Source organism: Streptomyces flavusporus (assembly GCF_046267975.1).
GTDB lineage: Bacteria > Actinomycetota > Actinomycetes > Streptomycetales > Streptomycetaceae > Streptomyces > Streptomyces flavusporus.
This window is the reverse complement of record NZ_CP176503.1, coordinates 6,070,001-6,084,304: the sequence shown is the minus strand read 5'-3', so window position 1 is coordinate 6,084,304 and position 14,304 is coordinate 6,070,001. Positions and strand designations below refer to the sequence as shown.

At 69.3% G+C, this 14,304-nt stretch carries 9 protein-coding genes and 2 rRNA genes (1 of these 11 running past the window's edge); 5 read left to right on the top strand and 6 right to left on the bottom strand.

Translation table 11 applies throughout. From position 1 onward, the window contains the following. Positions 1-190: 190 nt before the first annotated feature. The 4 genes from ACKTSN_RS28795 to mtnA form a co-directional block, all read right to left on the bottom strand. Entirely contained in the window at positions 191-2,041 is a 1,851-nt protein-coding gene (locus tag ACKTSN_RS28795) for an LpqB family beta-propeller domain-containing protein (protein ID WP_409471766.1), read from the bottom strand. After that, on the bottom strand, positions 2,031-4,106 hold the full coding sequence (mtrB, locus tag ACKTSN_RS28790; protein WP_409471765.1) for an MtrAB system histidine kinase MtrB: 2,076 nt from the start codon (positions 4,104-4,106) through the stop codon (positions 2,031-2,033). Before mtrB ends, ACKTSN_RS28795 begins: the two co-directional genes overlap by 11 nt. A 1-nt stretch (position 4,107) precedes the next feature. Continuing rightward, a complete protein-coding gene (mtrA, locus tag ACKTSN_RS28785) occupies positions 4,108-4,797 on the bottom strand; it encodes a two-component system response regulator MtrA (RefSeq protein WP_015659998.1) in 690 nt (229 codons plus the stop codon). Positions 4,798-4,985: 188 nt separating this feature from the next. After that, positions 4,986-6,128: an S-methyl-5-thioribose-1-phosphate isomerase gene (gene mtnA, locus ACKTSN_RS28780; protein ID WP_409471764.1), complete on the bottom strand. Its 1,143-nt coding sequence runs from the start codon at positions 6,126-6,128 to the stop codon at positions 4,986-4,988. Positions 6,129-6,268: 140 nt separating this feature from the next. On the opposite strand from mtnA, the gene ACKTSN_RS28775 reads away from it, so the two are divergent. The 5 genes from ACKTSN_RS28775 to ACKTSN_RS28755 are packed head-to-tail and all read left to right on the top strand — an operon-like array spanning position 6,269 to position 11,915. Then, positions 6,269-7,609 carry a hypothetical protein gene (locus tag ACKTSN_RS28775; RefSeq protein WP_409471763.1) on the top strand — a complete coding sequence of 447 codons (1,341 nt, stop codon included), beginning with the start codon at positions 6,269-6,271 and terminating at the stop codon, positions 7,607-7,609. A 4-nt stretch (positions 7,610-7,613) separates the two neighbouring features. Continuing rightward, positions 7,614-8,423 carry a DUF4129 domain-containing protein gene (locus ACKTSN_RS28770; RefSeq protein WP_409471762.1) on the top strand — a complete coding sequence of 270 codons (810 nt, stop codon included), beginning with the start codon at positions 7,614-7,616 and terminating at the stop codon, positions 8,421-8,423. Further along, positions 8,420-9,616 (top strand): DUF4350 domain-containing protein, encoded by a 1,197-nt coding sequence (locus ACKTSN_RS28765; RefSeq protein ID WP_409471761.1) that lies wholly within the window; start codon positions 8,420-8,422, stop codon positions 9,614-9,616. Before ACKTSN_RS28770 ends, ACKTSN_RS28765 begins: the two co-directional genes overlap by 4 nt. Beyond that, positions 9,616-10,605: an AAA family ATPase gene (locus ACKTSN_RS28760; RefSeq protein ID WP_409474948.1), complete on the top strand. Its 990-nt coding sequence runs from the start codon at positions 9,616-9,618 to the stop codon at positions 10,603-10,605. Before ACKTSN_RS28765 ends, ACKTSN_RS28760 begins: the two co-directional genes overlap by 1 nt. Then, entirely contained in the window at positions 10,605-11,915 is a 1,311-nt protein-coding gene (locus ACKTSN_RS28755; protein ID WP_409471760.1) for a DUF58 domain-containing protein, read from the top strand. Before ACKTSN_RS28760 ends, ACKTSN_RS28755 begins: the two co-directional genes overlap by 1 nt. Before the next feature lie 53 nt (positions 11,916-11,968). Here the strand turns inward: ACKTSN_RS28755 and rrf are convergent. Further along, positions 11,969-12,085 (bottom strand): 5S ribosomal RNA (gene rrf, locus ACKTSN_RS28750). Positions 12,086-12,172: 87 nt separating this feature from the next. Further along, positions 12,173-14,304, bottom strand: a 23S ribosomal RNA gene (locus ACKTSN_RS28745) (it continues 990 nt past the right edge of the window).

Sequence of the window (14,304 nt, the reverse complement as noted above, 5' to 3'; positions counted from 1 at the left end):
CCACCACCAGCAGAAACGGCCGTCTCCGCCGAGTCTCTCCCCGACGAAGACGGCCGCCCTTCAACGCGTCACAACGCAACCCTGACCGGCGCCATCACCAACACGGCGCAACAACCGCACCGCGCCGGGCGCCGATCCACCACCCCTGACGCTGGCTCAGCGCCGCGCCAAAGCCTCACCCGGACAGGAGTCACCCCGGATAAACCGGCGCAGAGCCGTCCTTGACCACCGTCTGCCACTGCGCCCCGTCCGGCAGCCGTACGATCCCGTCCTCCGAGTACGCCACCAGCGGCAGCCGGTCGTCCTCGGCGGCGGCAATCGCCTTCACCCCGGTCAGAGCGTCGGGCGCCGGCCCCTCCGGCGTGGAGCCGTCGACCTGGACGTACTGCATCTGCTGCACGCCGCCCTCCTCGCGTCCGACCACCACGAGCCGCCCGTCACCGGCCCACGACATGGTGGTGACCTCCTCCAACGCCGGGGCGGCGGGCCGTAGTTCGAAAACAGAGACCCCGGGCTGTTCGCCGTCCTTCTCGCGCGTCTCGTCCTTCGCCGCCCGCTCGATCCGCCCGACCAGCAGGGACTGCTTGCCGTCGTTCTCCACGACCAGCGCGATCCGCACCCCGTCGGCCGCCACCCGCACGGACTTGATCCGCCCGTCCAGCCCCGGGGCTTCCACCTCCACCGGCTCGCCCTTGCCTTCCTGGAGCATGAGCAAGCGCGGCTTCTCGGGGTTGCGGTCGGCCACCCACAGGTCGCCCCGCGCGTCCCAACTGGGCGCGGTCAGCCGGTCCTTCTCCGTCCTGCCCGTACTGCGCACCACCGGCTCCCCGAGCGAACCGCCCGACACGAGCGAGCCGACGTACAGCTCCTTGCCGTCGATGGCGACCCCGGCCGCGGTGTCCTCGTCGCGTGACACTGCCACCGACCGCAACGCCTGTGCGCCCTCGCCCAGTTCGCCCGGCACCGGTTCGGTGTTTGAGCTCCTGCTGCCGCCCGGAATCCGTACCAGGCGGTGCTCACCGTCGATGAAGTACAGGTACTCGGGGCGCTCGGCCGAACCGCGTGCGGCGACGGCCGCTGCCCCGTCCTCGTCGAGCACGCACAACTGCGCTCCGCCGGCCTGCACTTCGACCTCGTCCACCGCGGTCGTGAGGCTCTGCAGCGTGAACAGCAACTGGGCTGCCATCTCGTTGCACTTGGCCAGCCCCACGCGGGTGGCCTTCCCGTTCAGAGGCACCGTCAGCTTGTTCTGGTCGTCGGGCGTCAGCGAGCCGGCGCCCTTCTCCAGGGCCGTACCGGTCGGGAAGCTCGACCGGACCACGGGCCCCAGCCAGGCCGTGGGCCCGTTGAGGAGCGAGCGCACCATGTGCGTCATCGGATCCACGCGCCGGCGCACGTACACGGGATCGGCGACGGCAGCCGGCTGCGAGGCCGCCCCGACTGCGGAGTTCGAGGCGAAGTAGTACTTGTTGACGGACATGTAGTTGCGCTGGAAGTCCGACTGCCCCATGACGACACCCGGCGGCAGCCCGTCGATGCGCCACTGCCCGTTCTTCTTGTCCCGCGTGAGGTACACCTGCCTGCTGTAGGCACCCTCGGCCGGCGCATACGACTGCTCCGCGTCCACCAGAGCGACCTTGGTGCCGGTGAGTGTGAAGGAGACGTTGTCGCCGCCCTCCCGGCCTCCCGCAGGACCGGCCTCGGTGTCCGGCCCGTCCGCGAGCACCATCGTGGACAGCTCCGGCCGCCAGCTCTTCGCCGCCTGCGCGGTCAGATACTGCTTCGCCGTCGCATAGTGCGGATCGTCACTGGTCAGCGCCTCGAGGAAGCCCTGCACGATCTCGGAGGGCGGGGCGTCCTCCCGGGGCGGCATGGCGAAGACCCGCACCTGGGTGTCCTGGCGCGGGGTCGACTCGACGCCCCGCAGGTCCCCGTTGTCCGGCATCGAGGCACACCCCGTCAGAAGTACGGCACCACAGGCGACGTACGCCACCGCGCGCGCCGACGTCCGCCGGGCGCCCCCCTCGCGGTCAGCGCCCACGAAATGCCTCCCCTTGATCGTTCGCTTCGTCCGGCCCTGCCTCCGTCGAACGGTTCAGGGCTGCGCTGCGTGCCGCCTCCACGGCGGGCTGGTCGTCCTGCCGTCGTGCGCCCCCCGCGGGTCGCGGCACCACCCGCGCGCCGTTGCCGGGCAGCGCCGTCGGATCGGCCGTGGGGGCAACGGCGGCCAGCCTGGGCGTGATCGGATCCCGCGGCGGCAGCGGTCCGCTGCCCGTCGTCTGTGCGGGCACCGTGGCGGTCTTCGCCCCGCCGCCGCGCGGCAGACCCGCGTCATTGAGCCCACGATTCCGGCGCGAGTCCTTGGGCTCCAGCGGTATCGGCGAGCCCCGCAGCGGCTCGTCCGCGGTCCGCGGCAGCGTCAGCCGGAACTGCGATCCACCGCCCGGCTCACCCCATGCCTGCAGCCAGCCGCCGTGCAGCCGCGCATCCTCCAGGGCGATCGACAGACCCAGGCCCGTACCACCCGTCGTACGCGCGCGTGCCGGATCGGCACGCCAGAAGCGGTTGAAGACCCGGGTCGCCTCGCCGGGCTTGAGCCCGACGCCGTAGTCGCGCACCGCGACCGCAACCGCCCCGCCCGCCGCGGCGAGCTTGACGACGACGTCCTTGCCCTCGCCGTGCTCCACGGCATTCACCACGAGGTTGCGCAGCACCCGCTCCACTCGCCGGGCGTCGGCCTCGGCGACGACGGGCTGCTGATCACCCACGATCCGGATCCGCGTGCCCTTGCGCTCGGCGAGCGGCTCGGCACCGCTGACGACCCGCCGTACGACCTCCCTGAGGTCGATCGCCTCGGCCTCCAGCGCCGCCGCGCCCGCGTCGAAGCGGCTGATCTCCAGCAGGTCCGACAGCAGCGACTCGAACCGGTCCAGCTGGTCGGCGAGCAGCTCCGCCGACCGCGCGGTCACCGGGTCGAAGTCCTCCCGCGCCTCGTGGATGACATCGGCGGCCATCCGCACTGTCGTCAGCGGCGTCCGCAGCTCATGGGAAACGTCCGACACGAACCGCCGCTGCATCCGCGACAAGTCCTCCAGCTGCTGGATCTTCAGCTGCAGGTTCTGCGCCATCTTGTTGAACGCCTCACCGAGACGTGCGATGTCGTCCTCGCCGGTGACCTTCATCCGCTCCTGCAGCCGCCCCGCGGACAGCCGCTCGGCGATACCGGCCGCCATCCGCACCGGCGTGACAACCTGGCGCACCACGAGCCAGGCGATCGCCCCGAGGAGTACGACGACGAAGACGCCAGCTGTCGCGAGCGTCCCCTTGACCAGGCTCAGCGACTTCTCCTCCTGCGTGAGCGGGAAGAGATAGTAGAGCTGGTACGGGTCGCCGTTCGGGTCGTCGACCTCCTTGCCGATGACCAGCGCCGGCTGGGATTCCTTCTCCCCGCTGTAGACGATGCGGGTGTAGCTCTGCGCGGCCGCCGTACTGCTGCTGACCTTTGCGCGCAGCGCCTCCGGCACGCTCTCGTTGGGGTCCACGCCGCCAGAGGCACGCGGGCCACGCCCACCGCCGCTGTCGTCCCCGGCCGGGAGCGTCACCACATCGAAGGCGCCCTGACCACCACTGGACAGCGAGGAGACGAGATCGCTCATCCACTGGATCACGTTCTGGGAGGGCCGGCCGTCGACCTGGGCCGCCCCGTCACCGGTCCCGCTCGCCGCCTCCTCGGCCTTCTGCTTGGCCACCGCGAATCCGCCCGTGGCCTGGCTCTGCGACGCCTTCACCTTGGCGTCCAGCAGTCCGTTGCGCACCTGCCCGATGACGACGAAGCCGAGCAGCAGGACGACACCCAGCGACATCAGCAGCGTCGTGACGACGACCTTGAGCTGGATGTTGCGCCGCCACAACCGCATGACGGGCAGCAACGGCCGACGCACCCAGCGCATGAACAGACGCAGGACCGGGCTGCCCTGGACCCCGCCCTGCAGCAGCCCACTCTCGAGAAAACGTCCCCAGCGGGAGCCCGCCGTCTTCCGGCCGACAGGCCGCCCCGCACCGCCCCCGGACCTGCCGGGCGCCGAAGCGGCACTGTCCCCGGACATGTCAGCTCGGCCCCGCCTTGTAACCGACACCACGCACGGTCACCACGATCTCCGGCCGCTCCGGGTCCTTCTCGACCTTGGAGCGCAGCCGCTGCACATGGACGTTGACCAGCCGCGTGTCTGCCGCGTGCCGGTAGCCCCACACCTGCTCCAGGAGCACCTCGCGCGTGAACACCTGCCATGGCTTACGGGCCAGCGCGACCAGCAGATCGAACTCCAGCGGCGTCAGCGCAATGGACTGCCCGTCCCGCTTCACGGAGTGTCCGGCCACGTCGATGACCAGGTCACCGATGGCGAGCTGCTCGGGAGCGGGCTCCTCGGACCTCCTGAGCCGCGCCCGGATCCGGGCGACGAGCTCCTTCGGCTTGAACGGCTTCACGATGTAGTCGTCGGCGCCCGACTCCAGGCCCACCACCACGTCGACGGTGTCGCTCTTGGCCGTGAGCATCACGATCGGCACCCCGGACTCCGCCCGGATCAGGCGACATACCTCGATGCCGTCCCGGCCGGGCAGCATCAGGTCGAGCAGTACCAGATCGGGTTTGGTCTCCCGGAAAGCGGCCAGCGCCTTGTCGCCGTCGGCTACGAAAGACGGCTCAAAACCTTCACCACGCAGCACGATGCCGAGCATCTCGGCCAGTGCGGTGTCGTCGTCGACGACAAGGACTCGTCCCTTCATAAACGACATCATCCCATTCTCGTAACAGTGACCGGGCCGCTGGTGAGGGAGGTCACTGGCCCGTGACGATAGTCGTACGAGGTCGCTACTGTCTGCCCTCGCCCGTCGCCGTTGATCTCAGCGGGGGATCCCGGGCCGCGCCTCGTGCGCACAGCAATCGGCCCCGACCTCCCGCTCCAGGGCCACAAGGACGGTGCTCGTCAGCCGATCACGGCCTGGCCCGACCTGGCACACATCTCGGCCAGGGCCTCAGCGGTCACCGGCGACACGGCTCCCTCCTCGGTCACGATCGCTGTCACCAGCTCGGGTGGTGTGACGTCGAACGCCGGGTTGTACGCCTGCGTCCCCAGCGGCGCCACCGGCACCCCGCCGCCCGCTCCCGTCACCGGCACGTTGGGGGCCGCGACCTCGGTCACCTCGTATCCCGGCCGCTGCTCGACCTCGATGGACGCCCCGTCCGGCGTGTCCGGATCCACCGTCGTCACCGGCGCCACCACAATGAACGGCACATGGTGGTACCGCGCGAGCACCGCGAGCGGATAGCTCCCGACCTTGTTCGCCACCGAACCGTCGGCCGCGATGCGATCCGCCCCGATCAGCACAGCGTCCACCTCCCCGGCCGCGAACAACGAACCCGCCGCGTTGTCGGTGAGCAGGGTGTAGGCCATGCCGCTGCGCGCCGCCTCGTACGCCGTCAGACGGGCCCCCTGCAGCAAGGGACGCGTTTCGTCCACCCACAGCCGCCTGAGCTGTCCTTGCCGGTGTGCGGCGAGCGCCACCGCGAACGCCGTCCCCGAGCCGCCCGACACCAGTGACCCGGTGTTGCAGTGCGTGAGGATCCGGTGACCGCCGCCGGGCAGCAGCTCGTCCAGCAGCGCCAGTCCGTGCGCAGCCATCCGGGCACTGGCCTCCGTGTCCTCCCGGTGCAGCTGCCGCGCCGCCGCCAGCGCCGCCTCGGCGGCCGACCCGGCACTCCCGCCCCGGGCGAGGGCCGCCAAGTACGCGGACCGGGCCCGGCGCACGCCGACGGAGAGGTTCACCGCGGTGGGCCGGGCGCCCGCCAGCGCGTTTGCGGCCTCGTCCACGTCGAACCCGCGCGCGGCGGCGAGCGCGACGCCGTACGCGCCCGCGATGCCGAGCAACGGCGCCCCGCGCACGGCGAGCGAGCGGATCGCCTCCACCAGCGCGGGTGCGTCCGTACAGACCATCTCGACCTCTTCGGCCGGCAGCCTTGTCTGGTCGAGCAGGACCACGACCGGACCCTCGGGGGGCTCTTCCCAACGGATCGCCGGTATCCCGGTCGGCGGTTTGTCCTCGCCGGATTGCGCGTACTGATCAGCCATGCGGTCAGTCTGCCCGTAGTACGGCGGACAATTGAAGGTGTGCAGCCCATACCGCGGCCGGTCCCTGGGTCAGCACCCCATGGCACGATGTCTGCCAACCTGCCGCCGCGACAGCGGACGGGCACCGTGAAGGAGCGACGATGAAAGACACGCCGGGCTGGGCCTCGCCCGGATCCGCCCCGTCCGACGGGCAGGAACCCGGCACGTCCGGCCCTGCCGAGCAGCCAGACCAGCCGACCCCCGCGCAGCCCGCGGATCAGCCGGGCCCGCAGTCGCAGGACCCCGGTTCGAAGTGGTCCAAGGAGCAGCCGCCACCCGCCCAGTGGTCCGCCCCCGGCGGCTCCCCGGGCCCGGGCCAGGCACCGCCGCCCCCACCACCCGGCCCCGGCTGGGGCAGCCGCCCCCCCGGCGGGTACGGCGGGGGCCACGGCAACTGGCAAGGCCCCGGAGGACACGGCGGCTGGGGCGGCCAGTGGGGCGGTCCCCCGCCCGCGGCCAAGCCCGGCGTGATCCCCCTGCGCCCGCTCGGCGTCGGCGAGATCCTCGACGGCGCCGTCTCCACGATGCGCACCTATTGGCGCACCGTGCTCGGCATCTCGCTGACGGTCGCGGTCGTCACGGAGATCGTCGTCATCCTGCTCCAGGGCCTCGTCCTGAACGACAGGACCAGCACGGAGGCCCTCAACGACCCGAGCGCCACCCTCGGCGAGCTGACCCGCGCCCTGGGCGACGCGCTGCTCAGCTCCGGAGTCGTCTTCCTGATCTCCCTGATCGGCACCGTCGCGGCGACCGCACTGCTCACCACCGTGACCAGCCGTGCGGTCCTCGGCAAGCCCGTGACCACAGCTGAGGCCTGGGGCGACGCCCGCCCGCGGGTGGTGAAACTGTTCGGCCTGATCTTCCTGTTGCTCCTCATCGCCGTTGGAGTCGCCTTCGTAGGTGCCGTCCCCGGCATCCTTGTGGCACTGGCAGGAGGAGGCGCCGCCGGCGCTGGACTCATCGTCCTGGGCAGCCTGTGCACCAGTGTCGTCGCCCTGTGGCTGATGATCCGCTTCTCCCTGGCCTCCGCGGCGCTGATGCTGGAGAAGCAGGGCATCATGAAGGCGATGAGCCGCTCCGCGAAGCTCGTGCGCGGCTCCTGGTGGCGGGTCTTCGGTATCCAACTGCTCGCCACGATCATCGCGAACATCGTCGCTGCGATCGTCGTCATCCCCTTCGGGTTCCTCGCCGCAGCGCTCAGCGGTGACGGCGTCAGCGGCTTCCTGGAGGGCACCGGCGACTTCGGCTGGACGTTCCTGATCATCAGCGGGATCGGCTCGGTGATCGGTTCCATGATCACGTTCCCGATCACGGCAGGCGTGACCGTGCTCCTCTACATCGACCAGCGCATCCGCCGCGAGGCCCTCGACCTCGAACTCGCCCGCGCCGCCGGTGTCCAGGGCTACGGCTCCGGCACTGCCGACTCCACGCCCGGGAGCTGATGCGGTGAGCCTGGCCGGGGACGTCCTCACAGCCGCGCCGGCCCTGCCGCGCGCCGCCGACACGGCCGTACGTGCCTGGCTCCGCGTCGGCGACCATGCCGTGCGCCCGTCGCACCACGGCGGCGGCACGTCTGTGTCGGCCCTCGCCGGCTCGAGCGACGAACCGCCGCTGACGATCCCGCGGGATCCCGCGCGGGAGGCGGCCCGGCGCGAGCTGTCCGAGCGGCAGTACCACGAGGACGACCCCGGCCTCTTCCAACGGGCCCTCGATGCCTTCTGGGGCTGGGTCAACGACCTGTTGGGCGCCGCGTCCGCTGCCACACCCGGAGGCGCGCTCGGCCTCGTCGTCGTCATCATCGCCGTCGTCGCCGTCCTGGCCGCCCTGTGGTGGCGCCTGGGCACCCCGCGCCGCCAACCGACCTCTTCCGCCACCCTGTTCGACGACCGCCCCCGCAGTGCAGTCGAACACCGCGCGGCCGCCGAGGCCCACGCCGCCCAGCACCACTGGAACCGGGCCCTCCAGGAACGCATGCGGGCCATCGTCCGCTCTCTGGAGGAACGCGCCCTCCTCGACGCCCGCCCCGGCCGCACCGCCGACGAGGCAGCCGCGGAAGCAGGCCGCGCCCTGTCCTCCCACACGGACCGACTGCGCGCCGCCGCCCGGGACTTCGACGACGTGACATACGGCGGACGCGCGGCGACCGAGCAGTCGTACCGCCGCATCGCCGAACTCGACCGCGACCTGGAACGCACCAAACCACAGCTCACCAGCACCAGCGCCCACCACGCCACCCGCCAGGGAGCCGCCGGATGACCGCCGAGGCCACGCTCCCGTCCACCTCGACCTCGCCCACCCCCCGCCAGGTGTGGACCCGCACGCGAGGCGTCGCACTCGCCCTCGTCCTCCTCCTGGCGGCCGCCGTCGCGATCGCCCTGATCCGCTCCGACACCCACCGCGGCAGCCTCGACCCGCGCTCCGCAGACCCACAGGGCAGCCGCGCCGTCGCCGAACTCCTCGCCGAACGCGGCGTGTCCACCCGCGTGGTCACCACCCTGGACGCGGCACGCGCTGCAGCCGCCCCGGACACCACTCTCCTGGTCGCGGTCCCCGACCTGCTGGCGGACCGTCAACAAACCCTGCTGCGTTCCACGATCGCCGAATCCGGCGGACGTACCGTCCTCGTTGCCGCCGGCAGCTCCTCCGTCGAGCAGCTCGCCCCCGGCGTCACCGCGGACCCCGCCACCAGCCTCGAGTCGACACTCGCCCCCAACTGTGACTTCCCCGCCGCGCAGCGCGCCGGCACCGCCGACACGGGCGGCCTGCGCTACACCACCACCCACCTCGATGCCGACCAGTGCTACCCCAGCGAACGCCTGGCCACCCTGATCCGCGTCCCGGACGCATCCGGGGACGGAGACACCGTCGTCCTCGGCGCGCCCGACATCCTCTTCAACGACCGCCTCGACGAGCAGGGCAACGCCTCGCTCGCCCTCCAACTCCTCGGCTCGCGCCCCCATCTGGTCTGGTACCGCCCCTCGCTTTCCGACACCTCGGCCGCCGACCAGGACGACGACCAAACCCTTTTCGACCTCCTCCCCTCGGGCTGGCTCTGGGGCACCCTGCAGCTCTTCATCGCCGCAGCCCTCGCCGCCCTGTGGCGAGCACGCCGACTCGGCCCTCTGGTGCCCGAAAAACTCCCCGTGGCGATCCGCGCCTCCGAAACCGTCGAAGGCCGCGCCCGCCTCTACCGCAAGGCCAACGCCCACAACCGCGCGGCCGCCGCTCTCCGCTCCACCACCCGCACTCGCCTCGCTCCGCTCGTAGGCGTCCCCGTCGCCCAGGCGCACGCGCCCGAAGCCCTGCTCCCCGCCCTGTCCGCCCACCTCCACAGCGACGGTCAGTCCCTGCATACCCTCCTCTTCGGCCCGCCGCCCAGCGACGACGCGGCCCTCATCGCCCTCGCCGACCAACTCGACGCCCTCGAAAGAGAGGTACGCCGTCCATGATGGACCCGACCACTGACAACGCCGGGCAGGCCGGGGAGCCGGGCAACGCCCGAGCCGCCCTGGAGGCCCTGCGCGCCGAGATCGCCAAGGCTGTGGTCGGCCAGGACCCCGCCGTGACCGGCCTCGTCGTCGCGCTCCTCTGCCGCGGACACGTGCTACTGGAAGGAGTCCCCGGGGTCGCCAAAACGTTGCTCGTCCGCGCCCTCGCCTCGGCACTCGAACTCGACACCAAGCGCGTCCAGTTCACCCCCGACCTCATGCCCAGCGACGTGACCGGCTCTCTGGTCTACGACACCCGCACCGCCGAGTTCTCCTTCCAGCCCGGCCCGGTCTTCACCAACCTCCTCCTCGCCGACGAGATCAACCGCACCCCGCCCAAGACCCAGTCGTCCCTCCTCGAAGCCATGGAGGAACGCCAGGTCACGGTCGACGGCGTCCCACGCCCCCTCCCCGAGCCGTTCCTGGTCGCCGCGACCCAGAACCCCGTCGAGTACGAGGGCACGTACCCACTCCCCGAAGCCCAGCTGGACCGCTTCCTCCTCAAGCTCACCATCCCCCTCCCCTCCCGCCAGGAAGAGATCGACGTCCTCACCCGCCACGCCGAGGGCTTCAACCCTCGCGACCTGCGCGCAGCCGGCGTACGCCCCGTAGCGGGCCCAGCCGTCCTGGAGGCCGCCCGCGCGGCAGTCGGCAAGACCACGGTGTCCCCGGAGATCACCGCCTATGTGGTCGACATCTGCCGAGCCACCCGCGAATCGCCGTCGCTCACCCTCGGCGTCTCCCCTCGCGGAGCCACCGCCCTGCTTGCCACCTCCCGCGCGTGGGCCTGGCTGACCGGCCGCGACTACGTCATCCCGGACGATGTGAAAGCCCTGGCCCTTCCCACGCTCCGCCACCGCGTCCAACTCCGCCCGGAGGCCGAGATGGAAGGCGTGACAGCCGACTCCGTCATCAACGCCATCCTCGCCCACGTCCCCGTACCCCGCTGATGGCACTCACCGGACGCGCCGCCCTCCTCGCGGCCCTCGGCTCTCTCCCCGTCGGCCTGTGGGAACCCAGCTGGACGGGCATCCTCGCCGTGAACGCACCCTTGGCCATCGCTTGCGCCTGCGACTTCGCCCTCGCAGCACCCGTACGACGCCTGCGCCTGACCCGCTCCGGCGACACCTCGGTACGCCTGGGCGAAACAGCCGACGTCACTCTCATGGTCAGCAACCCGTCCCGCCGGCCACTCCGCGCCGACCTCCGCGACGCCTGGCCCCCCAGCAGCTGGCCCCCCGGCACCGAGGTGACATCCTCCCGCCACCACCTGACGGTCCCCGCCGGCGAACGCCGCCGCATCACGACCCGCCTACGCCCCACCCGCCGCGGCGACCGCCAAGCCGACCGAGTGACCATCCGCTCATACGGCCCCCTGCGCCTGTTCACCCGCCAGGGAATCCATAAAGTCCCCTGGACGGTACGCGCCCTTCCCCCCTTCACCAGCCGCAAGCACCTCCCCTCCAAACTCGCCCGCCTACGCGAACTCGACGGCCGCACGAGCATGCTGCAGCGCGGCGAGGGCACGGAATTCGACAGTCTTCGCGAATACGTCCCCGGCGACGACACCCGCTTGATCGACTGGCGCGCCACAGCCCGCCAGTCCACAGTCGCCGTACGCACCTGGCGCCCCGAGCGCGACCGCCACATCCTCCTCGTCCTCGACACCGGCCGCACCTCCGCCGGCCGCGTAGGCGACGCCCCACGGCTCGACACCTCGATGGACGCGGCCCTGCTCCTGGCGGCCCTCGCGTCCCGTGCCGGCGACCGCGTCGACCTGCTTGCATACGACCGCCGAGTGCGCGCCCTCGTCCAGAGCCGTACAGCAGGTGACGTCCTCCCTTCCCTGGTCAACGCCATGGCGACCCTCGAGCCCGAGCTGATCGAAACGGACGCCCGGGGCCTCACGGCCACAGCACTCCGGACAGCCCCTCGCCGCTCCCTGATCGTGCTGCTCACCACCCTCGACGCGGCCCCGGTCGAGGAAGGCCTGCTGCCCGTCCTCCCTCGACTCACCCAGCGCCACACAGTCCTGGTGGCATCAGTGGCAGATCCCCATATCGCCCGCATGGCAACGTCTCGCGGCAACGTCGAATCCGTCTACAACGCCGCAGCCGCTGCCCAGGCCCAATCCGAACGCCATCGCACCGCCGAACAACTCCGCCGACATGGCGTTACGGTCGTCGACGCGACCCCCGACGAATTGGCCCCTGCCCTGGCCGATGCGTATCTGTCCCTGAAGACGGCGGGGCGGCTGTGAGGAAAACGCAGAAAACCCCCGTGCCGTCCGGCACGGGGGTTTTCTCAATGATTGTTCGGCGACGTCCTACTCTCCCACAGGGTCCCCCCTGCAGTACCATCGGCGCTGTGAGGCTTAGCTTCCGGGTTCGGAATGTAACCGGGCGTTTCCCTCACGCTATGACCACCGAAACACTATGAAACTGTGAACGCCGCACCACGCGTGGCGGCGCGGGGCTGTTCGTGGTTTCAGAACCAACACAGTGGACGCGAGCAACTGAGGACAAGCCCTCGGCCTATTAGTACCGGTCAACTCCACACGTTGCCGTGCTTCCATATCCGGCCTATCAACCCAGTCGTCTACTGGGAGCCTTACCCCATCACGTGGGTGGGAGTCCTCATCTCGAAGCAGGCTTCCCGCTTAGATGCTTTCAGCGGTTATCCCTCCCGAACGTAGCCAACCAGCCATGCCCTTGGCAGGACAACTGGCACACCAGAGGTTCGTCCGTCCCGGTCCTCTCGTACTAGGGACAGCCCTTCTCAAGACTCCTGCGCGCACAGCGGATAGGGACCGAACTGTCTCACGACGTTCTAAACCCAGCTCGCGTACCGCTTTAATGGGCGAACAGCCCAACCCTTGGGACCGACTCCAGCCCCAGGATGCGACGAGCCGACATCGAGGTGCCAAACCATCCCGTCGATATGGACTCTTGGGGAAGATCAGCCTGTTATCCCCGGGGTACCTTTTATCCGTTGAGCGACGGCGCTTCCACAAGCCACCGCCGGATCACTAGTCCCGACTTTCGTCCCTGCTCGACCCGTCGGTCTCACAGTCAAGCTCCCTTGTGCACTTACACTCAACACCTGATTGCCAACCAGGCTGAGGGAACCTTTGGGCGCCTCCGTTACCCTTTAGGAGGCAACCGCCCCAGTTAAACTACCCATCAGACACTGTCCCTGATCCGGATCACGGACCCAGGTTAGACATCCAGCACGACCAGACTGGTATTTCAACGACGACTCCCCCCGAACTGGCGTCCAGGGCTCACAGTCTCCCAGCTATCCTACACAAGCCGAACCGAACACCAATATCAAACTGCAGTAAAGGTCCCGGGGTCTTTCCGTCCTGCTGCGCGAAACGAGCATCTTTACTCGTAGTGCAATTTCACCGGGCCTATGGTTGAGACAGTCGAGAAGTCGTTACGCCATTCGTGCAGGTCGGAACTTACCCGACAAGGAATTTCGCTACCTTAGGATGGTTATAGTTACCACCGCCGTTTACTGGCGCTTAAGTTCTCAGCTTCGCCCACCCGAAGGTGAGCTAACCGGTCCCCTTAACGTTCCAGCACCGGGCAGGCGTCAGTCCGTATACATCGCCTTACGGCTTCGCACGGACCTGTGTTTTTAGTAAACAGTCGCTTCTCGCTGGTCTCTGCGGCCACCCCCAGCTCAGGGCGCAAGGCCCATCACCGGGTGTGGCCCCCCTTCTCCCGAAGTTACGGGGGCATTTTGCCGAGTTCCTTAACCATAGTTCACCCGAACGCCTCGGTATTCTCTACCTGACCACCTGAGTCGGTTTAGGGTACGGGCCGCCATGAAACTCGCTAGAGGCTTTTCTCGACAGCATAGGATCATCCACTTCACCACAATCGGCTCGGCATCAGGTCTCAGCCGTATGCAAGGCGGATTTGCCTGCCTTGCGGCCTACACCCTTACCCCGGGACAACCACCGCCCGGGATGGACTACCTTCCTGCGTCACCCCATCACTCACCTACTACCAGCTCGGGTCACCGGCTCCACCACTCCGCGCTTGTCCGAAGACGCACACGGCGGTTTCACGGGCTTAGCATCACCGGATTCGATGTTTGACGCTTCACAGCGGGTACCGGAATATCAACCGGTTATCCATCGACTACGCCTGTCGGCCTCGCCTTAGGTCCCGACTTACCCTGGGCAGATCAGCTTGACCCAGGAACCCTTGGTCAATCGGCGCAAACGTTTCTCACGTTTGTATCGCTACTCATGCCTGCATTCTCACTCGTCAACCGTCCACGACTCGCTTACGCGGCCGCTTCACCCGGCAGACGACGCTCCCCTACCCATCACAGCGGGCGTTGGCCCTCATGCTGCAATGACACGACTTCGGCGGTACGCTTGAGCCCCGCTACATTGTCGGCGCGGAATCACTTGACCAGTGAGCTATTACGCACTCTTTCAAGGGTGGCTGCTTCTAAGCCAACCTCCTGGTTGTCTCTGCGACTCCACATCCTTTCCCACTTAGCGTACGCTTAGGGGCCTTAGTCGATGCTCTGGGCTGTTTCCCTCTCGACCATGGAGCTTATCCCCCACAGTCTCACTGCCGCGCTCTCACTTACCGGCATTCGGAGTTTGGCTAAGGTCAGTAACCCGG